Source organism: Kribbella sp. NPDC050281 (genome assembly GCF_040655855.1).
Taxonomy (GTDB): Bacteria; Actinomycetota; Actinomycetes; order Propionibacteriales; family Kribbellaceae; genus Kribbella.
The window spans coordinates 107,181-127,385 of record NZ_JBFAKS010000002.1 but is presented as its reverse complement, the minus strand read 5'-3'; the positions used below and the strand labels follow the sequence as shown (position 1 = coordinate 127,385).

The 20,205-nt window shown below is 69.7% G+C and carries 19 protein-coding genes; 9 read left to right on the top strand and 10 right to left on the bottom strand.

Annotation, left to right across the window (positions count from 1 at the left end; genetic code table 11):
* Positions 1-20 precede the first annotated feature (20 nt).
* Both AB0I34_RS03175 and AB0I34_RS03170 read left to right on the top strand, forming a co-directional pair.
* Positions 21-1,712 (top strand): DUF885 domain-containing protein, encoded by a 1,692-nt coding sequence (locus AB0I34_RS03175; RefSeq protein WP_360438496.1) that lies wholly within the window; start codon positions 21-23, stop codon positions 1,710-1,712.
* A gap of 26 nt (positions 1,713-1,738) precedes the next feature.
* Entirely contained in the window at positions 1,739-2,959 is a 1,221-nt protein-coding gene (locus AB0I34_RS03170; protein ID WP_360438493.1) for a Maf family nucleotide pyrophosphatase, read from the top strand.
* Positions 2,960-3,122: 163 nt separating this feature from the next.
* Here the strand turns inward: AB0I34_RS03170 and AB0I34_RS03165 are convergent, their stop codons facing one another.
* The 4 genes from AB0I34_RS03165 to AB0I34_RS03150 all read right to left on the bottom strand — a co-directional run bounded on the left by AB0I34_RS03165 (position 3,123) and on the right by AB0I34_RS03150 (position 5,837).
* Positions 3,123-3,482 (bottom strand): hypothetical protein, encoded by a 360-nt coding sequence (locus AB0I34_RS03165; RefSeq protein WP_360438490.1) that lies wholly within the window; start codon positions 3,480-3,482, stop codon positions 3,123-3,125.
* Between the two features lie 10 nt (positions 3,483-3,492).
* Positions 3,493-3,705 (bottom strand): acyl-CoA carboxylase epsilon subunit, encoded by a 213-nt coding sequence (locus tag AB0I34_RS03160; protein ID WP_360438488.1) that lies wholly within the window; start codon positions 3,703-3,705, stop codon positions 3,493-3,495.
* The gene (locus AB0I34_RS03155; RefSeq protein ID WP_360438485.1) at positions 3,702-5,279 is read right to left on the bottom strand and encodes an acyl-CoA carboxylase subunit beta; all 1,578 of its coding nucleotides are present in this window, start codon (positions 5,277-5,279) and stop codon (positions 3,702-3,704) included. The genes AB0I34_RS03160 and AB0I34_RS03155 overlap by 4 nt, the downstream gene beginning before the upstream one ends.
* 75 nt (positions 5,280-5,354) lie before the next feature.
* Positions 5,355-5,837, bottom strand: coding sequence for an SCP2 sterol-binding domain-containing protein (locus tag AB0I34_RS03150; RefSeq protein WP_360438482.1), 483 nt, complete (start codon positions 5,835-5,837; stop codon positions 5,355-5,357).
* A 65-nt stretch (positions 5,838-5,902) separates the two neighbouring features.
* On the opposite strand from AB0I34_RS03150, the gene AB0I34_RS03145 reads away from it, so the two are divergent.
* The 3 genes from AB0I34_RS03145 (at position 5,903) to AB0I34_RS03135 (ending at position 10,073) form a co-directional block, all read left to right on the top strand.
* Entirely contained in the window at positions 5,903-6,529 is a 627-nt protein-coding gene (locus AB0I34_RS03145) for a TetR/AcrR family transcriptional regulator (protein WP_360438479.1), read from the top strand.
* A gap of 98 nt (positions 6,530-6,627) precedes the next feature.
* Positions 6,628-9,267 (top strand): phosphoenolpyruvate carboxylase, encoded by a 2,640-nt coding sequence (locus tag AB0I34_RS03140; protein WP_360438477.1) that lies wholly within the window; start codon positions 6,628-6,630, stop codon positions 9,265-9,267.
* Entirely contained in the window at positions 9,267-10,073 is an 807-nt protein-coding gene (locus AB0I34_RS03135; RefSeq protein WP_360438474.1) for a biotin--[acetyl-CoA-carboxylase] ligase, read from the top strand. The genes AB0I34_RS03140 and AB0I34_RS03135 overlap by 1 nt, the downstream gene beginning before the upstream one ends.
* Here AB0I34_RS03135 and AB0I34_RS03130 read toward each other — a convergent pair.
* The 3 genes from AB0I34_RS03130 to AB0I34_RS03120 form a co-directional block, all read right to left on the bottom strand.
* Positions 10,059-10,604, bottom strand: coding sequence for an MOSC domain-containing protein (locus tag AB0I34_RS03130; RefSeq protein WP_360438471.1), 546 nt, complete (start codon positions 10,602-10,604; stop codon positions 10,059-10,061). The genes AB0I34_RS03135 and AB0I34_RS03130 overlap by 15 nt on opposite strands.
* Positions 10,604-11,515, bottom strand: a complete 912-nt coding sequence (locus AB0I34_RS03125) for a helix-turn-helix transcriptional regulator (RefSeq protein WP_360438468.1) — start codon at positions 11,513-11,515, stop codon at positions 10,604-10,606. The genes AB0I34_RS03130 and AB0I34_RS03125 overlap by 1 nt, the downstream gene beginning before the upstream one ends.
* 155 nt (positions 11,516-11,670) lie before the next feature.
* Positions 11,671-13,065, bottom strand: a complete 1,395-nt coding sequence (locus AB0I34_RS03120; RefSeq protein ID WP_360438465.1) for an OFA family MFS transporter — start codon at positions 13,063-13,065, stop codon at positions 11,671-11,673.
* Between the two features lie 142 nt (positions 13,066-13,207).
* Here AB0I34_RS03120 and AB0I34_RS03115 point away from each other — a divergent pair, with 142 nt between their 5' ends.
* Complete coding sequence (locus tag AB0I34_RS03115) at positions 13,208-13,831, top strand: PH domain-containing protein (protein ID WP_360438462.1); 624 nt, start codon at positions 13,208-13,210, stop codon at positions 13,829-13,831.
* 7 nt (positions 13,832-13,838) lie between these two features.
* Here the strand turns inward: AB0I34_RS03115 and AB0I34_RS03110 are convergent, their stop codons facing one another.
* Both AB0I34_RS03110 and AB0I34_RS03105 read right to left on the bottom strand, forming a co-directional pair.
* Positions 13,839-15,050, bottom strand: a complete 1,212-nt coding sequence (locus AB0I34_RS03110; protein ID WP_360438459.1) for a GNAT family N-acetyltransferase — start codon at positions 15,048-15,050, stop codon at positions 13,839-13,841.
* 55 nt (positions 15,051-15,105) lie between these two features.
* A complete protein-coding gene (locus tag AB0I34_RS03105; protein ID WP_360438456.1) occupies positions 15,106-15,660 on the bottom strand; it encodes a GtrA family protein in 555 nt (184 codons plus the stop codon).
* A gap of 142 nt (positions 15,661-15,802) precedes the next feature.
* Between AB0I34_RS03105 and AB0I34_RS03100 the strand changes: the two genes are divergently transcribed.
* The 3 genes from AB0I34_RS03100 to AB0I34_RS03090 all read left to right on the top strand — a co-directional run bounded on the left by AB0I34_RS03100 (position 15,803) and on the right by AB0I34_RS03090 (position 18,780).
* Positions 15,803-16,975, top strand: coding sequence for a 5-(carboxyamino)imidazole ribonucleotide synthase (locus tag AB0I34_RS03100; RefSeq protein WP_360438453.1), 1,173 nt, complete (start codon positions 15,803-15,805; stop codon positions 16,973-16,975).
* Positions 16,976-16,986: 11 nt separating this feature from the next.
* Positions 16,987-17,490: a 5-(carboxyamino)imidazole ribonucleotide mutase gene (gene purE / locus AB0I34_RS03095; RefSeq protein ID WP_360438450.1), complete on the top strand. Its 504-nt coding sequence runs from the start codon at positions 16,987-16,989 to the stop codon at positions 17,488-17,490.
* Positions 17,491-17,565: 75 nt separating this feature from the next.
* Entirely contained in the window at positions 17,566-18,780 is a 1,215-nt protein-coding gene (locus AB0I34_RS03090) for an MFS transporter (RefSeq protein WP_360438447.1), read from the top strand.
* A gap of 80 nt (positions 18,781-18,860) precedes the next feature.
* Here the strand turns inward: AB0I34_RS03090 and AB0I34_RS03085 are convergent, their stop codons facing one another.
* Positions 18,861-20,198 carry a UDP-glucose/GDP-mannose dehydrogenase family protein gene (locus AB0I34_RS03085; protein WP_360438444.1) on the bottom strand — a complete coding sequence of 446 codons (1,338 nt, stop codon included), beginning with the start codon at positions 20,196-20,198 and terminating at the stop codon, positions 18,861-18,863.
* Between the last annotated feature and the right edge of the window lie 7 nt (positions 20,199-20,205).

Sequence of the window (20,205 nt, the reverse complement as noted above, 5' to 3'; positions counted from 1 at the left end):
CTGCGGGTAGGGTCGGCCAGGTGAGCGAAGCCACCACACCGGACAGCCCGATCGACCAGCTCTCCGAGCGGTACCTGGAGCAGTACGTCGTCCTGCAGCCGATCTCCGCGACCTATCTGGGCATCACCGGTCACGACCACGAGTTGCCGGACTACACGCCGTCCGGTTTCGAGGCGCTGACCGAGCTGACGCAGCAGACCGTCGCCGAGGCCGCGGCCACCGCGACCAGCAGCCCGCGCGAGGAGGTCGCCAAGGACGCGTTCCTGGAGCGACTCGGACTGGAGCTGGAGCGCTACCAGGCCGGCGTCCCGCAGCACCAGCTGAACGCGATCGCCTCGGTCCCGTCCGAGATCCGCTCGGTGTTCGACCTGATGCCGACCGCGACCGAGCAGGACTGGGAGACCGTCGCGATCCGGCTCAACCAGGTCGGTACGGCGCTCGACGGGTACCGCGAGACGTTGCTGGAGCAGGCCGGGCTCGGACGGGTGTCCGCGCTGCGTCAGGTGAACGACCTGGCCGCCCGGATCGCCAGCTGGACCGGTGCCGAAGGCGACGACTTCTTCGCCGGCCTGGCCGCGCAGGCACCCGATGGCGCGGTCAAGTCGCAGGTCGACGCCGCGGCCGCCTCGGCGCGGAAGGCGTACGAGCAGTTCGGGGCCTGGCTGACCGCGGAGATCGCGCCGCGTGCACCGCAGCGCGACGCCTGCGGCCGGGAGGTGTACGAGCTGGCCTCGCGCAGCTTCCTCGGCGCCGCGATCGACTTCGAGGAGACGTACGCCTGGGGCTGGGAGGAACTCGCCCGGATCGAGGCGGACATGCAGGCGATCGCGGCCGGCCTGAACGGCGGCGACCGCGGCATCGAGGCTGCGGCGGCGGTGCTGGACAACGACCCGGGCCGCAAGATCCACGGCAAGGAAGCGTTCCGCGACTGGATGCAGGAGATGTCCGACGCGGCCGTGGCCGAGCTGGGCGCGACTCACTTCGACATCCCGGACGAGATCCGCACGCTCGAGTGCATGATCGCGCCGACCTCGGACGGCTCGATCTACTACACGCAGCCGAGCGAGGACCTGACCACCCGGCCGGGCCGGATGTGGTGGGCGGTGCCGAGCGGCATCGAGGATTTCGCGACCTGGCGCGAGGTCACCACGGTCTACCACGAGGGCGTGCCCGGGCATCACCTCCAGTGCGCGCAGACCATGCTGCGCACCGACCTGCTCAACCGGTGGCAGCGGCTCGACTGCTGGGTCTCCGGCCACGGTGAAGGCTGGGCCTTGTACGCCGAACGCCTGATGGAGGAGCTGGGTTACCTCGAGGACCCGGGTGCGCGCTTCGGCATGCTGGACGCGCAGGGCTTCCGCGCGGCCCGCGTGATCGTTGACATCGGCATGCACCTGGAGCTGGAGATCCCGCGCGACAACCTGTTCGGCTGGCGGCCGGGCGAGCGGTGGAACGCCGAGCTCGGGTTCGAGTTCCTCCGGGCGCACTGCCGGATGGAGAGCGAGTTCCTGCGGGCCGAGCTGAACCGCTACCTCGGCTGGCCGGGACAGGCGCCGTCGTACAAGGTGGGCGAGCGGATCTGGCTGCAGGCGCGGGAGGAGGCCAAGCAGCGTAAGGGTGCCGCGTTCGACCTGCGGGCGTTCCACTCCGACGCGCTGAACCTGGGCTCGATCGGACTGGACCCGCTGCGCCGGGCCCTCGCCAGGCTGTGAGCGACCCAGCTGTGAACGACTCAGCTGTGGACGACTCAGCTGTGGACGACTCGGCTGTGGACGTGCGGTTCGTGCTCGCGTCGGCGTCGCCCGCGCGGCTGAAGACGTTGCGTGGTGCCGGGGTCGAGCCGGAGGTGATCGTCTCCGGAGTCGACGAGGACAACATCACCGCGGAGAGCCCAGGTGAGTTGGCCCGGCTGCTGGCGACCCTGAAGGCACGAGCGGTCGTGGCAAGCCTGACCGAGCACGCGACCGTGCTCGGGTGCGACTCGGTGCTGGAGCTGGACGGTGTCGCCTACGGCAAGCCCGGTACGCCGGACGTCGCGCGGGAACGTCTGCGGTCGATGCGCGGGCGGAGCGGCGTACTGCACACCGGGCACTGCCTGATCGACACGAACTCCAAGCGGGAACTGCGGGAGCTGGAGTCGACCGAGGTGTTCTTCGCCGACCTGACCGACGACGAGATCGACGCGTACGTCGCCACCGGTGAACCGCTGGTGGTCGCGGGGTCGTTCACTGTCGACGGTCTCGGCGGCCCGTTCGTCACCGGCATCCAGGGCGACTACCACAACGTTGTCGGTGTCTCCCTCCCGTTGCTCCGCCGCATGCTCGCCGACGTGGGCATCCCGTGGCCGGCCCTCTGGCGATCCACCACCCCCTTCGCCTACGACGAATCCGAAGCAGGCCGCTACGACGACACCCGCGGCGGCGTAGAACGCGCCAAGGCGGCAGCCCTCGCCGTCCACTCGCTCCTGCCGAAGGGCGGGAGAGTGTTGGAACTGGCTGTAGGTACTGGGATCGTGGGCGCGGAGCTTGTTGCTCTGGGCAACTTGGTGCACGGCGTCGACCTGTCGAGCGCGATGCTTCGGCGGGCGCGGGTTCGGTTGCCTGGGCATGTTGCCGCGGCCGACGCCGCCAAGCTTCCGATCGCCGACCGGCGGTGTGACGCGGTGGTCGCCGTCTGGTTCTTGCATCTGCTGGAGGACAGCGACGCCGCACTGGCCGAGGTAGCGCGAGTCCTGCGCCCGGACGGTGTCTTCGTCACCACCACCGACAAGTCCGACGCCGGCCGCTACGCAGACGGCCGAGGTCTCAACGACACTCGCGCCCAGGACGCCATCACCCACCTCGTCGCCCGAGCAGCCCACCACGGCCTCACCCTGGACGGCGCCACCACCTTCCCCGGCCCACCCCGCAACACCGACCAGACCCCGATCTACCCACTGGTCCGCTTCCGACGTACCTAATCCTGAGGAGGCTGGCGGGTTGTCCCGGACCGCCAGGCCATCACAACCGCTGGGCCGTGGGCGTCCGGTGTCTTGATTTCTGCGTGGCGAGGACTCCCGTGGCCGGAATCGCGCCAATTGTGATGGCCTGCAGATCCGCACTGGCTCCGCGCGTCTGCCCGGTTTAAGCGGTCAGGCCGGCTTTCGCGTCCAGTTCTTGGAGGAGGTCGTGGGCGGCCAGCTCGACCGCCTTGTGGCGCCACTCGGAGGCTCGGTAGACGCAGGCGATCAGCCCGGTCCGATGGATACGCCGGAAGTCGCCCATGACGAAGGCGTACCGCGCCTTGGTCTCGTCGCCCGCACCGTCGGTCAGCCCGAGGTGCCAGGCGGCGTACTCGTCCCAGCTGTGCTTGTCCAGGAAGGCGTTCTGGTCGTCCGCCCGAGGCTGGACCTCGCCCCAGTCACTGTCCAGCACGTACTGCCGCCCGTCGATCAGCTTCCGTGCGTACTCGACGGCTTCAGGGTTGACCTCGTATCTGGCCATGCCCTCAGTGTCACGGATGAGCGGACGCGCGCCAACGACCCGGGCCGGGATGCAGCGGCCGTCGGGCGTGCCGCCAGTACGTCGCCCAGTCCGATGCGCGGCCCGACGCGCGGTCCGAGTCAGCCGGTACGGCGGCCGCCGCGGAGCGCGCCGCGATCACGGCCACCAGGGCGGCGAGCTCCTCCGGGGTCGGGTTGCCCTTGACTACCTCCAGGCCGCTCACAGCGGGATGTTCCCATGCTTCTTGGGCGGCAGCGTGTCGCGCTTCGTGCGCAGCAGGCGCAGGCCGCGGATGATCTCGGCGCGGGTCTCGCTCGGCTTGATGACCGAGTCGATGTAGCCGCGCTCGGCTGCGATGTACGGGTTCGCGAGGTGGTCCTCGTACTCCGTGATCAGTTGCTGCCGGCGGGACTCGGCATCGTCGGAGCCGGCCAGCTCGCGGCGGTACAGGATGTTCACCGCACCCTGCGCGCCCATCACCGCGATCTGGGCGGTCGGCCAGGCGATGTTCATGTCCGCGCCCAGGTGCTTCGAGCCCATCACGTCGTACGCGCCGCCGTAGGCCTTGCGGGTGATCACGGTGATCATCGGCACGGTCGCCTCGGCGTACGCGTAGATCAGCTTCGCGCCGCGGCGAATGATGCCGTTCCACTCCTGGTCGGTGCCGGGCAGGAAGCCGGGCACGTCGACGAACGTCAGGATCGGCAGGTTGAACGCGTCGCAGGTGCGGACGAACCGGGCCGCCTTCTCGGACGCGTCGATGTCGAGCGTGCCGGCGAACTGCATCGGCTGGTTCGCGACCACGCCGACCGGGCGGCCCTCGACCCGGCCGAACCCGACGATCATGTTCGGCGCGAACAGCGTCTGCACCTCGAGGAAGTCGCCGTCGTCGACCACCGCCTCGATCGCGGTGTGCATGTCGTACGGCTGGTTCGGCGAGTCCGGGATCAGCGTGTCCAGCGCCAGGTCGGTCTCGGTCACCTCGAGGTCGGCCGGCGCGTCGTACACCGGCGGGTCCTCGAGGTTGTTCTGCGGCAGGTGGCCGACGAGCGCCTTCACCCACTCGATCGCGTCCTCCTCGTCGCTGCCGAGGTAGTGCGCGTTGCCGGACTTGGTGTTGTGGGTCCGGGCGCCGCCGAGCTCTTCCTGGCTGACGTCCTCACCGGTGACGGTCTTGATCACGTCCGGCCCGGTGATGAACATGTACGACGATTCGTCCACCATCACGGTGAAGTCGGTGACCGCGGGGGAGTAGACCGCGCCGCCCGCGCACGGGCCCATGATCAGCGAGATCTGCGGGATCACACCGGAGGCACGGACGTTGCGGCGGAAGATCTCGCCGTACAGGCCGAGGCTGACCACGCCCTCCTGGATCCGGGCGCCGCCGGAGTCGTTGATGCCGATCAGCGGGCAGCCGATCTTCATCGCCAGGTCCATCACCTTGACGATCTTCTCGCCGAAGACCTCACCGAGGCTGCCACCGAAGACGGTGAAGTCCTGCGCGAACACGCACACCTGCCGGCCGTCGATGGTGCCGAACCCGGTCACCACGCCGTCGCCGTACGGGCGATTGCCGTCCAGGCCGAAGGAGGTCGAGCGGTGCCGGGCGAACTCGTCCAGCTCGGAGAAGGAGCCCTCGTCCAGCAGCAGCGCGATCCGCTCCCGGGCGGTCTTCTTCCCGCGGGCGTGCTGCTTCTCCACCGCGCGCTCCGAGCCGGCGTGCACCGCCTCGTCGAGCCGGTGCTCGAGGTCCGCGAGCTTCCCGGCGGTGGTGTGGATGTTCACGGTCTCTCCCATAATCGGGCAGCCTAACGGCAGCGCGCTGTGACGTGCTGTGACGTCGGCCGCAGCACTGCCGGGGGTACGCCGTACTCAGGCCGGGCCGACGGCGAAGATCTTGGTCAGCCGGGCCGCCAGCGCCAGGTCACCGCGGACCGACAGGCGTTGCTTGAGCACGGCGAGGACGGGGTCTTCGTTGCCGGTGACAACCCGCAGCAAGGTGGCCGGGTCGGTCCGGATCGAGATGTCGGTGGCCTCGGGTGGCTCGGACAGCAGCCGGCAGCGGCCGTCGCTGACCCGGATCCAGTACTCGTCCACGCCGTCGGGACGACCGTCCCCGCCCGCCCCCGTGATCTGCCAGGCGACGATCGCATCGAACCCGGCGGCCCGGGCGGGGCGGAGATACTCCGGCATCCGGCGAAAGATCTCGCGCAACGCGACCTCTCGCACACCCCCGATGAGCCGATGCCGAAGCTCCCGCTCCGAGGTCCGGTCGACCAGCCGGGCCAGCTCACTCGCGTCCAGGGCGGTGAGGCCCTCGGACTCGAGCCAGCCGGCACTGCCTCGCTCGGCCATCGACCACCCCCGCGGCAGTTCCTACCAGACTGTAGGAATTTCCTACGAGCTGGTAGGTTTGTCAAGTGGTGGAGGACACGGAAAAACGCCGCCGGGCGGCCCATCTGGGCCCGGAGCGGCGGCGCCCGATGCTCCTGGACGCGGCACTCGAGGTGTTCTCCGCGAACGGCTACGCCGGGACGACGATGCAGTCCGTCGCGGACGCCGCCGGCGTGACCAAGCCGGTCGTCTACGACTGCTTCGCCAACCGCGACGAACTGCTGCTGGCCCTGCTCGCCCGTGAGGAGCAGCATCTGGTCACCTCGATCGTCAGCGCGCTGCCGGCCGATCCCAGCATCGGCACCCCCGAGGAGCAGGTGCTCGACGGCCTCACCGCATTCCTCACCACCGCCGCGACGAACCCGCAGTCCTGGCGGATCGTCTTCGGAGCCCAGTACGGCGCCGCCCCGGCGGTGTCGGAGCGGGTCCGGGCCGCCCGGGCGTTCCTGGTCGAGGGCCTGCGCCTGACCCTGCTCAAGTCGTTGCCAGGCGTCACCGACCCGGATGCGAACCTGCCGGTGCTGGCCGAGCTGCTCGCCTCGATGACCGAGGCCTGCGCCCGGATGCTCGTGGTCGACGGCACCGATCGGACCCCGCCCGAGCTGGCCAAGGTGGTCTCCCAGGTCGTCGGCGGCGGCTTCGGTAACGTCTGATCCGCTTACTGTGAAGTAGCTGAGCAGTCGGTCACGATCAGCTTCCAGCTGTTGGACTGAGCGGCGCCGATGTGCCCCCGCCGATAGGGTGGGCGAACGTGACCGAGACCGGTAGTCAGGCAACCGCGCGCACCCGTACCCGCGCACGTTTCGAAGTCCCCGAGGAGCTCCGTGCCGACGTACGGCTGCTCGGCGAACTGCTCGGACGTGTTCTCGTCGAGTACGCCGGACAGCCGCTGCTCGACGACGTGGAGAAGCTGCGCGAACTCACCATCGCCGGCGACGGCGCCGCGGCCGAGCAGCTGGTGGCCTCCTGGCCGCACGAGCGGGCCGAGGACGTGGCCCGGGCCTTCACCTGCTACTTCCACCTGACCAACCTCAGCGAGGAGCTGCACCGGGCTCGCGTCCTGCGCGAGCGCGACCGCGCGGGTGACGCGCCGGCGGTGTCCGAGCTGGCCCAGGCGGTCGAGCAGATCTCCCGCGACAGCGGCGAGCAGCAGGCCCGCGCACTGCTGAACGGGTTGGAGTTCCGCCCGGTGCTGACCGCCCACCCGACCGAGGCCCGCCGCCGCGCCGTACTGGCGACGATCCGCCGCATCTCGTCGTTGCTGGAGGAGCGGAGCGACCCGCGCGCCGGCGACAGCGAACTGGCCGAGAACCGGCGTCGCCTGATCGAGCAGGTCGACATCCTCTGGCGTACGTCGCAACTGCGCACCAGCCGGCCGTCGCCGCTGGACGAGGTGCGGTCCGCGATGGCGGTGTTCGAGGAGACGCTGTTCGATGTGGTGGGCAACGTGTACCGCCGCCTCGACGACGCGCTGGCCGGTGACACGGCCGGGACCAGGCCACCGGTGGTGGCGCCGTTCGTCCGGCTCGGTTCGTGGATCGGCGGCGACCGGGACGGCAACCCGAACGTCACCGCCGCGATCACCCGCGAGGCGATGCAGATCCAGGCCGACCACGTCTTGCGGGCGCTCGAACAGGCCACGGACGAGCTCGGCCGGGCCCTGACGCTCGACGCCGCGACCACGCCGCCGTCCGCTCCCGTGCGCCGCATCCTGGAGGACGCCCGGGCGGTCAACCCCGATCTGATCGCGGACATCGAGACCCGCTCGCCTGCCGAGCCTCACCGGCAGCTCCTGCTTCTCGCCGCACGCCGACTGGCGGCGACCCGCGCTCGCGACGCGGACTTCGGCTACCCGCGGGCGTCCGACTTCCAGCACGAGCTCAAGGTGCTGCAGGACTCGCTGGTCACCGCAGGCGCCCCACGGCAGGCGTACGGCGAGCTGCAGCAGCTCATCTGGCAGGTGACGTCGTTCGGCTTCCACCTGGCCGAGCTGGAGGTCCGTCAGCACTCCTCGGTCCACACCAAGGCCCTGGAAGAGGTGCTGGGTGGCGGCGAGCTGTCCGACCAGACCGAGGAGGTGCTGGCGACGCTCCGGGTGATCGGTCAGATCCAGCAGCGCTTCGGCCCCGAGGCCTGCCGCCGGTACGTCGTGTCGTTCACCCGGAACGCCGGTGACCTCGCGGCGGTCTACGAGCTCGCGGACGCCGCGATGGACGGTCGTCCGATCGAGCTGGACGTCGTACCGCTGTTCGAGACCGGCGAGGACCTGCAGAACTCGGTGGAGGTGCTGGACAACGCGATCCAGCTCACCCGCGTCCGGCACCGGCTCACCGCCAACGACCGGCGCTTCGAGGTCATGCTCGGGTACTCCGACTCCGCCAAGGACGTCGGACCGGTGTCGGCGACGCTGGCCCTGTACGACGCCCAGGCGCGCATCACCGCGTGGGCGCAGCGCAACGCGATCCGGCTGACGCTGTTCCACGGTCGTGGTGGTGCACTCGGCCGTGGCGGCGGTCCGGCGAACCGCGCCGTACTGGCGCAGGCTCCTGGATCGGTGGCCGGTCGGTTCAAGCTCACCGAGCAGGGTGAGGCGATCCCGGCTCGCTATGGCAACGCTCCGATCGCGCAGCGGCACATCGAGCAGGTGACCGCGGCGACGCTGCTGGCGTCCACGCCTGCTGTCGAGGAGCGGGCGGCCGTGGCTGCGGACCGGTTCGCGGTGATGGAGAAGACGCTCGACGAGGCGGCGCGTACGACGTACCACCGGCTGGTGAAGGCGGAGGGCTTCGCGGACTGGTTCGGCCGGGTGACTCCGCTGGAGGAGCTCGGTCAGCTGCCACTCGGCTCGCGTCCGGCCCGTCGCGGCGTGGCGGTGTCGTCGCTGGAAGACCTGCGGGCGATCCCGTGGGTGTTCGCCTGGTCGCAGGCGCGCGTGAACGCACCGGGCTGGTACGGCCTCGGGTCCGCGCTGTCGGCCGTTGGTGACGTCGCCGTACTACGGGACGCGAACCAGAACTGGCCGCTCTTCCAGGTGATGCTGGAGAACGCGGAGATGTCGCTGGCGAAGACCGACCGGCGCATCCTCGGGCGGTACCTGGAGCTGGGCGACCGGCCTGACCTAACCCAGCTGATGCTGGACGAGCACGAGCTGACGACCGACTGGGTACTGCGAGTGCTCGACCAGGACCGTCTGCTGGCCGGGCGTCGCGTGCTGGGCCGTGCGGTCGAGCTGCGGAACCCGTACGTCGACGCGCTCAGCTATCTGCAGCTACGGGCGCTCCGGACGCTGCGGACCGATGACTCTCTCGACGAGGACCAGATCGTCCGCACCAGGCGGCTGCTGTTGCTGACCGTCTCGGGCGTCGCCGCCGGCCTGCAGAACACCGGCTGATGTTCAGCGACCTGCAACGGCCGCCTCTCAATGCACGCTTTCTGACCGGGCGGCTGGTGCGACCTGGCTCGTTCTGGACGCAGATCGACGTACTGGACGAGACGGAGTCGACGAACGCTGTTGTCGCGGCGGCTGCGAGTGCTGGGGCTCCTGAGGGGCTGGTGGTCGCTGCCGAGCATCAGTCGTCCGGTCGTGGGCGGCTGGGGCGCACGTGGACCACTCCGGCCCGGTCCGCGGTGCTGATGTCGGCTCTGCTGCGCCCAACGGGTGTGAGCCCTGCGCGCTGGCCTTGGCTGGGTCTGCTCGTGCCCTTGGCCGTGGCTGCCGCCGTACGACGGGTTGGCGAGGTCCCGGCGTTGGTGAAGTGGCCGAACGACGTACTGGTCGAGGACCGGAAGCTTGCGGGCATCCTGCTCGAGCGGGTCGAGGGTCCGGCCGCTGTGGTCGGCATCGGCCTCAACGTGACGCTGCGCGAGGCCGAGAAGCCTCATCCAGCCGCGACATCCCTTGCACTGGAGGGCGCAGCGACCACCGATCGCGCCACCGTTCTGGCCGCCGTACTGCGCGAGCTGTCCACGCGCTACCAGGCGTGGGTCGCCGCGGACGGCGACCCGGACACGATTCTCCCGGAGTACCACGAGCTCTCCGCCACCCTGGGCCAGTCAGTCCGCGTCGAACTCCCCGACGGCACCTACCTCGAAGGCACCGCCCGAGACCTCGCCGACGACGGCCGCCTCATCATCGACACCCCCGAAGGCCCCCGCCCCCTGGCCGCCGGCGACGTCACCCACCTACGCGCGGGTTGAGATCTCGCCGATGGTCCGTCCGTGGCTCGGACGGTGGATGACGACGATCCGGTTGCCGGCCTGCACCGAGCCGGTCGAGAGCACCTTGAGGTAGGCGCCGACGCGACCGGTGGCCACGAATCTGCGATGGAACTTCGGGATCCCCATCCGGGCGGACAGGTTGCCGCACGGGTCGCGGGGCGACCGGACCTCGACGAGGATGCCGGTCGTCGGGCCGCCGATCCGCCAGCGTTCGCCGATCACGGCGCCGGTGATGTCGAGGCCGTGGGTGGTCAGGTTCTCGCCGAACAGGCCTGGTGGGATCTCGCGATCCAGCTCGGCGGACCACCAGTCGGCGTCCTCCTCGGCGTACGCGTAGAGGGCCTTGTCCGGGCCGCCGTGGTACCTGGTGTCGCACTGCTCGTCCCCGGCCAGCCCGAGTTCGGTGACTGCGACCGCTCCGCTGACCGGGCGCTTGTCGATCGCCGTCCAGCGGGTCGGGCCGCGGATGAGTTCGTGGACGACGTTGACCGCCAGGAGCCGCGCGGACATCAGCGTGACTGGGTGGTGATCCAGCGGATGGGGTCGCCGCCGTCGAAGTCGTCGCGCCCGGCGTCGTGGAGGGCGCCGGCGACGAGAGTACGGCGGTACGACGCGAACGTGATGACGTGGGCGATCATCGCGCCGGCTGTGTAGACCTCGACGTTCTCGCCCGGACACACGATCAGTTCGTCCAGGCGGTCCTGTGCGCAGAGTTCGCCGATCTCGGCCGCGAACGCCGGCCCGACCTCGTCGAGGCGGCGGCGCATGCTCTGCACGCTCTCGCCCTGCTCGACGGAGAAGTCGTACTCCTGCCCGGCCAGCGCCGCGTGCCACATGCCGAGCTGGCCGATCAGCCGGGACAGCAGTGAGCGAAGGGTCGGATCGGTATCGATGCCCTCGACCGAGATCTCGATCCTGGCGTCGAGCTGCTCGTCGGTCAGCGACCCGGCTTCGTCGAGCATCCTGCCCAGGAGCCAGACGTGGTGGTCGACGATGGTGCGGAGAAGATCCATGGAGCTCACCTTGTCCCTGGCCGGCACGCGCAGGCCGTTCGGAGGATGGAAATGGATACCACTCGGCGCGTCGATCCGGATCCGGTCCGGGCGGCCACGCCAGGCCGCCGGTGGTACGCCGTACGCGCGGCTGAAGGCACGGGTGAACGCCTCGTGGGATCCGTACCCGGCCTCGACCGCGACGTCGAGGATGTGCCCCGGCCCGGTCAGCAGCCGGTACGCCGCCCGCTCCAGCAGGATCCGGCGCCGGAAGGCCCCCGGCCGCTCGCCCGCGGCCGTCGCCACTACCCGATCAAGGTGCGACCGCGACAGCCGTACCCGGGCAGCCAGGTCAGAGGCCTTAGCCTCTGGGTCGTCCAGCGCTTCGGCCAGTACGTCGACGAAGGCGGCGAACACGTCGGTGCTCATGCCACCATCGTGCCGCCGCCTTGGTCGTAGTACTTGATCGTTTTCGCTGTTTTAGCTGGTGAAGATCTTGACTGCGGTGATCAGGGTCTCGATCACGCCGTACCCGAGCAGCACGGCGACCAGCAGCCAGGAGACCACCAGGCGTGGGGTTTGGTTCATCGTGATGCCTCCACGGTCGTCTCGGAGCTTTCGTAGAACTTGTCGGCGACCGCCCGGATCAGCAGGTTGGCGACGAACCCGACGGCCAGCACGCCGACCATCGTGAACAGCGCCGGCCGGTAGGCGTCGGCCGTCAGCGTGCCGGGCTTGCCCTCCCGGTCCAGGAAGCCGTTGATGATCAGCGGCCCGGCGATGCCCGCCGCCGACCACGCGGTCAGCAGCCGGCCGTGGATCGCGCCCACCTGGTAGGTGCCGAAGAGATCCCGCAGATACGCCGGAACGGTCGCGAAACCACCGCCGTAGAACGAGATGATCACCGCGGCCAGCAGCACGAAGATCGCGGTGCTGTTGTGCCCGACGGTGGCGAGCAGGAAGTAGGCGATCATGCCGACGCCCAGATACATCATGTAGATGGGCTTGCGGCCGATCACGTCCGACGTGGTCGACCAGCCGAACCGGCCGGCCATGTTGAAGATCGACAGCAGCCCGACGAAGCCGGCCGCGGCGGCGACCGCGACGCTCGACTTGCCGTCGTCCCCGCGGAAGAAGTCCTGGATCATCGGGCTGGCCTGCTCGAGGATGCCGATGCCCGCAGTGACGTTGCAGAACAGGACCACCCAGAGCAGCCAGAACTGCGGGGTCTTGATCGCGTTCGCGGCGGACACGTTCGCGGTGGTCACCATGGTCTTCTGCTTGACCGTCGCCGGGTCGAACCCGTCGGGGACCCAGCCTTCGGCCGGCACCCGGATGTTGAAGACGCCGAACATCATGATCGCGAAGTAGACGATGCCGAGGGTGAGGAACAGCCCGACCAGCGCGCCGCCACCGGCGACCGACGTACTGACGTCCGGGTCGTAGCCCGCGTCGTACAGGCTCAGCAACTGACGCGACAACGGGCTCGCGACCAGCGCGCCGCCGCCGAAGCCCATGATCGCCAGCCCGGTCGCCAGGCCCGGGCGGTCCGGGAACCACTTGATCAGCGTCGACACCGGCGAGATGTACCCGATCCCGAGGCCGATGCCGCCGATGAAGCCGTACCCGAGGTAGACCAGCCAGAGCTGCCCGGTGCCGATGCCGAGGGCACCGACCAGGAACCCGCAGGCCCAGAAGCAGGCGGCGACGAACATCGCCTTGCGTGGGCCGTTGCGCTCCACCCAGGTGCCGCCGATGGCGGCGGACAGTCCCAGCATCACGATCGCGATGCTGAACACCACACCGACCGCGGTCTGGCTGGTGTCGAAGTGTTTGACCATCGACGTCTTGTACACGCTGGTCGCGTACGCCTGGCCGATACACAGGTGGACCGCCAGTGCAGCCGGCGGGATCAGCCAGCGGCTGTATCCCGGTGGTGCGACGGTGTGCTCCCGGTCGAGTACCGACAAGATGCCCATCACGGCTCCTTCTCTCGGCCCCCCAGTGGTTACCCCTCGCGCATCTTGGCTGACTGTATGCACTTTGTGAAGTGTTAAACCACTTTCTCACCGAACGTGTCGGGGCGGGACAACCGGACCTGGGAACTGTGACACTGGAGGCATGGCGATCTCGGCGAAGTTGTTGGGTGAGGACGAGTACGTCGTCGTCAGCACCCGGACGCACTGGAAGGCGCTGATCTTCCCGGTGTTCCTGCTGCTGGTGGTGGCGGGTGCGGGCGGGTTCCTGGCCGCGATCGTGCCGTCGGGGTCGCTGCAGACGCCGGGCCGGATCGCGATCCTCGCGGTCGGCGTGGTGATCCTGGTGGCGTTCGCGCTGAAGCCCTTCCTGAACTGGTTCTTCTCGACGTACACGGTCACGAACCGGCGACTGATCACCCGGCACGGCATCCTGACCCGGACCGGCCGGGACATCCCGCTGATGCGGATCAACGACGTCTCCTACGAGCACGGTCTGGTCGACCGGATCCTCGGCTGCGGCACCCTGCACATCGAGTCCGCGGGCGAGCGCGGCCAGGTGGTCCTGCCCGACGTACCGCATGTCGAGCACGTCCACCTGCAGATGTCCGACCTGCTCTTCGGTGGGCCCGAGGGCCGGCCGGGCGACGGCATCCTGTCCGACGAGGATCCGCCGGAGCACATGCGCCGCCGGCCGCAGCCGGAGGAGCAGCGGTCGAAGTCCGACGACGGCGAGACGCTGTTCAGCTCCGACGACGGCGAGCGCTAGACGCTGTTCAGAAGATCTCGAGGCTGACCGGGAGAACCGGCCAGGCGAACGCGGCCGTCGCGGAGTCGAGTGCGCCCGGAGTGTGCTCGGTGACCCGGTCGGTCGCGGCGAATTCGGCGAGCGGACGACCGCCGAGGTACGCCGCACCGAGCTCGGTCACCGACAGGCTCAGGTCGGCGGGGTCCTCGGTCCGCTCACACCGCACCTTCGGGCCGTCCGCGGTGAGCCGGAAGCGTCCGGTGTTCGCCGGGATCAGCTCGTCGGTCACGTCGAGCACCAGGTCCACGGGGACGGCGTACCGGCGTTGCCCAAGGGCACGGACGACGTCCGTCACCCGAACCCAGAGCGATTCGTTCACCCGCCGGTTCAGCGCGGTCGGAGTGACGACCAGTTGCTGGAGCGGCTCGTCCATGGCGGCGTACCCGTACCCGAGCGTAGCGGCCAGATCGAGCGTCAGCACGTAATGCCACAGCGCCTTGTACGCCGCCGGCGTGAGCGCGACCAGCTCCTCCAGCATCACCTGGTTGGCCGGACCCGTGTGGCCCCACTCGAGCTTGCCGCGCCACAGCGCGTACCCGTCGATGGTGCCGGTCTCGTCGCGGTGGACCAGGATCTGCCGGGCCGTCCGGCCGTCGCGATCGTCCTTCTTGTCCTGGAGGTGCCCCTCCCACCGGAGCTCCGACCGGCCGGACACACCAGGTCGCCGTTCCTGCAGACTCCGCAGGATCGGCGCCAGCTCCTTGATTGCCTCGTCCGCGGCCAGCTCGGTGATCTCGCCGGGACGGATCCGGACGTCCGGCGGCCCGACCCGGCGCAAGTCGATCTCGTACGACGTACCCCAGGCGGCAGCGCCGTACCCGAACCGTCCGTAGATGCCCGGCTCGCTGGCCCACAGCACCGCGATCGCTTCCGGCACCTCGCGCAGTTGGCGGACGATCAACTCCGCCATGACGCCCCGGCGGCGGTGCGTCGGCCGCACCCCGACCCCGGTCACGTGCGCGGCGGGCACCACCGCACCCGGTACGGACAGATCACGGGTCAGCGCTCTCGTGGTGCCGATGATGGCCGGCCCGTCGGTCGCGACCAGTGCGCGGTCCGGCTCGAACAGCCGCCGGCTCAAGTCGTCCGGCGACGGATCGAACATCATCGCCCCGCCGAACACAGCCTGTACGTCGTCGTACTCCCCGGCCACCGCCGAACGCACATCAAAGTCGGTCACGTCCGCATCCTCACACGACCGGCCGACGGAACCAACGGCCTTTCGGCGGCGGAGGTCAGCGAACGGCAGGCAGGTCGCCGGTGGTCTCCGGGTCGAGCTCGGCGGGGGAGTCCGGGGTGTGCTCGGTCTCGTCGAGGTCGATCTCCTCGCGGAAGACGAACTTGCGGTACGACCAGAAGCGGAACAGGGTGCCGAGTCCGAGACCGATGAAGTTCGCGGCGATGTTGTCGGACAGCCAGCTGTGCAGGTCGAGCACGTAGCGGGAGAAGGCCAGGCAGCCGGCCGCGATCAGCAGGCCGATCCCGTTCAGCACGAAGAACAGCACGTACTCGCGGTGCAGCCCGCTGCGCTCGCGGTTCTTCCAGGTCCAGTACCGGTTCCCGAAGTACGTCGCGACGGTCGCCACCGTGGTCGAGATCAGCTTCGCGGTCAGCGGCTTGTGGTGCAGCATGCCCTCGCCGGAGTCGGCGAGCACCAAGGGGTTGTTGAAGACCAGCCAGTTGTAGATCGGCAGATCGACGACCAGACCGAGCAGACCGACAAGACCGAACTTGGCCACTTCGTGGACCAGGTGCTCGACCTGGCCGTAGAGCTTGGTGACGAGCTTCAAGGTCTCCGGAACCTTCTGTGATCACACCGCGACGGGAGGGCAGCTTCCCACGGTACCCGGCGAACGGCCCGGTTCCGAAATCGCCCGCGCGCCGCGGTGGCCGCCTGCGGACGGGTGTTGTATGGACATTAGGCTCAGCCCTGTGAAGTTCGAGCGGAAGGACCTCCCGGCCGGAACGCCCGTGGTCGGCATGGTCGGCGGTGGACAGTTGGCCAGGATGACGCAGGAGACCGCGGTCGCGCTCGGCATCCAGCTCCGGGTGCTGGCCGAGGGCCCGACGGTGTCGGCGGCCCAGGCGGTCGCGGACGCGCCGGTCGGCGACTACAAGGACCCCGAGACGGTACGCCGGTTCGCGGCGGAGTGTGACGTGGTCACGTTCGACCACGAGCACGTGCCCACCGATCTGCTGCACACGCTCGAGGCCGACGGGGTCAAGGTCCACCCCGGTCCGGACGCTCTGGTCCACGCCCAGGACAAGGCGGTCATGCGCCGGCGGCTCGACACGTTCGACGCACCGGCGCCGGCCCACCAGGTGGTCGAGACGTCGGCCGACGTCGCCGACTTCGCCAAGCGGGTCGGCGGATTCCCGATCATCCTGAAGACCACCCGCGGCGGGTACGACGGCAAGGGCGTCTGGTTCGTCGACGGCCCGGACGACGAGGCGGTCGCGGCCGCGTTCGGCAGCGGCGTACCGATCCTGGCCGAGGAGAAGGTGGACTTCGTCCGCGAGCTGTCGGCGATCGTCGCCCGTTCGCCGCACGGTCAGGCGGTTGCGTACCCGATCGTCGAGTCGGTGCAGAAGGACGGCATCTGCGTCGAGGTCACCGCCCCCGCTCCCGGTCTCTCGCCGGACAAGGCCGCGCAGGCGCAGCAGACCGCGTTGACGATCGCCGGCGAGCTCGGCGTGGTCGGGATCCTCGCGGTCGAGATGTTCGAGGCCCGCGACGGCCGGCTGCTGGTGAACGAGTTGGCGATGCGCCCGCACAATACCGGCCACTGGTCGATCGACGGCGCGGTCACCTCCCAGTTCGAGAACCACCTGCGCGCGGTGCTGGACCTGCCACTCGGGTCGCCCGCCGCACGAGCGCCGTACACGGTGATGGTCAACGTGCTCGGAGGCGACGTTCAGGACATGCACCGTGGGCTACTGCACTGCCTGGCTCGCGACCCCGGGTTGAAGGTCCATTTCTACGGGAAGTCGGTGAAGCCCGGACGCAAGGTCGGCCACGTCACGGCGTACGGCGACGACCTCGAGGAGACCCGGGAGCGCGCCCGGCACGCGGCGGCTTACCTGACCGGAACCATTGACGAGTAAGGGATTGCGGCATGAGCGTGGGAATCGTGATGGGATCCGACTCGGACTGGCCGACGATGCGGGCCGCGGCCGAAGTGTGCGCCGAATTCGACGTGCCCTTTGAGGCAGACGTCGTGTCGGCGCACCGGATGCCGGCCGAGATGCTCGACTACGGACGGTCAGCGCACGAGCGCGGCCTGAAGGTGCTGATCGCCGGCGCCGGCGGGGCCGCGCACCTGCCCGGCATGCTCGCGGCGGTGACTCCGCTGCCGGTGATCGGCGTACCGGTGCCGCTGAAGTACCTGGACGGGATGGACTCGCTGCTGTCGATCGTGCAGATGCCGGCCGGGGTCCCGGTGGCGACGGTGTCGATCGGCAACGCCCGGAACGCGGGCCTGCTGGCGGTCCGGATCCTGGCCGCGTCCGACGAGAAGCTGCGGGACCGGATGATCGCCTTCCAGGAGTCGCTGGCCGACCTGGCCCGGGCCAAGGGCGCCACGGTGCGTGACGGGGCGACCGAGCTCCGTAAATCCTGACGATGTAATTGTTTTCCACAGGGCGGGCAGGGTAGATCGTGAGATCCCAACCGATGTCGTCTAAGGTCGTCGATCGTGACTCCGCCCGCTGAACCGGATACGCAGCGCATCCCGGTCCGTTATTGGATCTGGCTGTTCGGTGCTGCCGTGTCCCTCCTCGGCGACCTGACGATGACGTTCGCCATCGGATGGTCGGCCAGCCAACATGGTGGCCGTATCGCCGGACTTGTCCTGCTCCTGGCCGCCGCTCCGCGGGCCGCTCTGCTGCTGGTCGGCGGTGCGGTCGGCGACCGGTTCGGCGCCCCGAGGGTGTTGCTGGCCAGCTGCACCGCGATGTTCCTGCTGACGGTGGCGCTGGTGCCGGCCACCTTGGCCGTCGGCGAGCCGATCTGGCTGCTGCTCGGGCTGGCGCTGATCGTCGGCGTGATCGACGCGTTCTTCCTGCCGTCGTCGCGCTCGATGCCCCGGCTGCTCGTCCCGCCGGAGCAGGTGCCGCGCGCGCTGGCCAGCTTCCAGGTCATCGGAGTGGTCTTCGCCGTGACCGGTACGGCGGTCGGCGGTGTCCTGGTCAGCTGGGCCGGGCTCACCGCGGCGGCGGGGTTCGACGCCATCACCTTCGGGGTGATGATCGGCGTACTGCTGCTGCTCCGGAACACGATCAGCCCACCCCGGCGGATGCAGACCGGCATGTTCCGGTCGATCGTGGACGGGATCAAGGTCGCCTTCGGCCGGCCGCTGACCAAGGCGCTGCTGATCACGATGACGGTCGCGGCCGGTCTGCTGATGCCGCTGGACGCGTTGCTCTTCCCACTGCTCGCCCGGTCGCACGGCTGGGACGCCGCGACCGCGGGTCTGCTGGTGGCGAGCCGGAGCCTCGGAGTGGGGGTGATCGCGTTGCGCATCCTGTTGCGCGGCGCGTTTTCCCGGCCGGGCATCTTCGCCGCCCTCGGACTGCTGGTGGCGGCCGCGGGTCTGCTCGGCCTCTCGTTCCTCGATCCGTTGCCGCTGGCGTTCGCTGCCGGTGTGCTGAGCGGGATCGGCGTCGGTACGTTCACCGGCCACGTGCTGCCGATGCTGATGAACTCGGTCGAGCGCGACTACCAGTCCCGCCTGCAGTCCGTCGTGGTGCTCTGCCAGAGCCTCGCGCTCGTGGTGATGAACCCGGTGCTCGGCAGCCTCGCGGAGTCGGTGGGCATCAACGGCGTCTGCCTCGGCATCTCCATCGCCGCTGCCCTCACCGGTCTCGTCGTACTGACCCGCCCCGTCCTCCGCAACGCCACCGTCACCTGACGCCGGTGGCTGGCGGGTTGTTTGCTCGCTGACCGGTTCTAGGCCGCCAGTGATGAAACAACCCGCCAGCGGGCCGGCAGCTAGGGCTTGCCAGGGGCGCGGTAGATCCAGCCGGCGGCGCGCCACTTCGCCGCGTCGAGGAGGAGGCGGGCGTCGATGATCGCGGGCGCGGTGACGACTCCCCGCAGGGCGGCCGGGTCGAGCTCGCGGAACTCGGGCCACTCGGTCAGGTGCAGTACGGCGTGAGCGCCCTCGCACGCCTCCGTGGCGGAGCCGGCGTAGCGCAGGGTCGGCCGGACCTTGCGGGCGTTCTCCATCGCCTCCGGGTCGTAGACCGTGACGTTCGCGCCGTGCAGCTGGATCCGGCCGGCCACGTCGAGGGCCGGCGAGTCGCGTACGTCGTCGGTGCCGGCCTTGAACGCGGCCCCGAGAACAGTGACGTTCCGGCCGACCCACTCGCCACCGAGCACCTCGTGGGTGACGTCGACGATCCGGGCCCGGCGGTGCTGGTTGATGTCGTCGACCTCACGCAGGAGCGTGATCACCTCTTCGACCCCGAGCTCACCGGCGCGGTGCATGAACGAGCGCAGGTCCTTCGGTAGGCAGCCGCCGCCGTACCCGGGGCCGGCGTTCAGCATGCCGCGGCCGATCCGCTTGTCGTAGCCGAGCGCGTCGGCGAGCTGGGTGACGTCGGCACCGGACGCGTCGGCCAGCTCGGCGAGTGCGTTGATGAACGAGATCTTCGTGGCCAGGAAGGCGTTCGCGCCGCCCTTCACCAGCTCCGCGGTCGGCCGGTTGCACACGACGACCGGCGAACCCTCGGCGATGGGGATGGCGAAGACCTCGCGCAGCTTGGCCTCCGCGGTCTGCGACTCCACGCCGAACACGAGCCGGTCCGGGTGCAGCGTGTCGTCCACGCCGTGCGCCTCGCGGAGGAACTCGGGCTGCCAGGCGAGCTCGATCGCCGTACCGGCCGGGGCCTCGGTGTGGAGACGGTGCTCGATGTGCTTCGACGTACCGACCGGGACCGTCGACCGGCCCACCACCAGGGTCGGCCGGGTCAGCAGCGGAGCGAGCATGTCGACGACCGAGTTGACCTGGGACAGGTCGGCCGCCTCGCTGCCCTCGAGCTGCGGGGTGCCGACGCTGATGAAGTGCACATCGGCCCAGTCCGCGATCTCGTGGTAGTCCTTGGTGAACCGCAGCCGGCCGGAGTCCACGTGCTTCTTCAGCAGCGGGTCCAGCCCGGGTTCGTACAGCGGTGCCTTGCCGTCGTTCAGCAGCTTCAGCCGGTGTTCGTCGATCTCGACGCCGATCACGTCGAAACCGAACTCGGCCATGCCGGCGGCGGTGTTCGCGCCGAGGTAGCTGGTGCCGATCACGGCGATCCGCAGGGGGCGGGAGGTCGCTTCACTCATGTCCGGG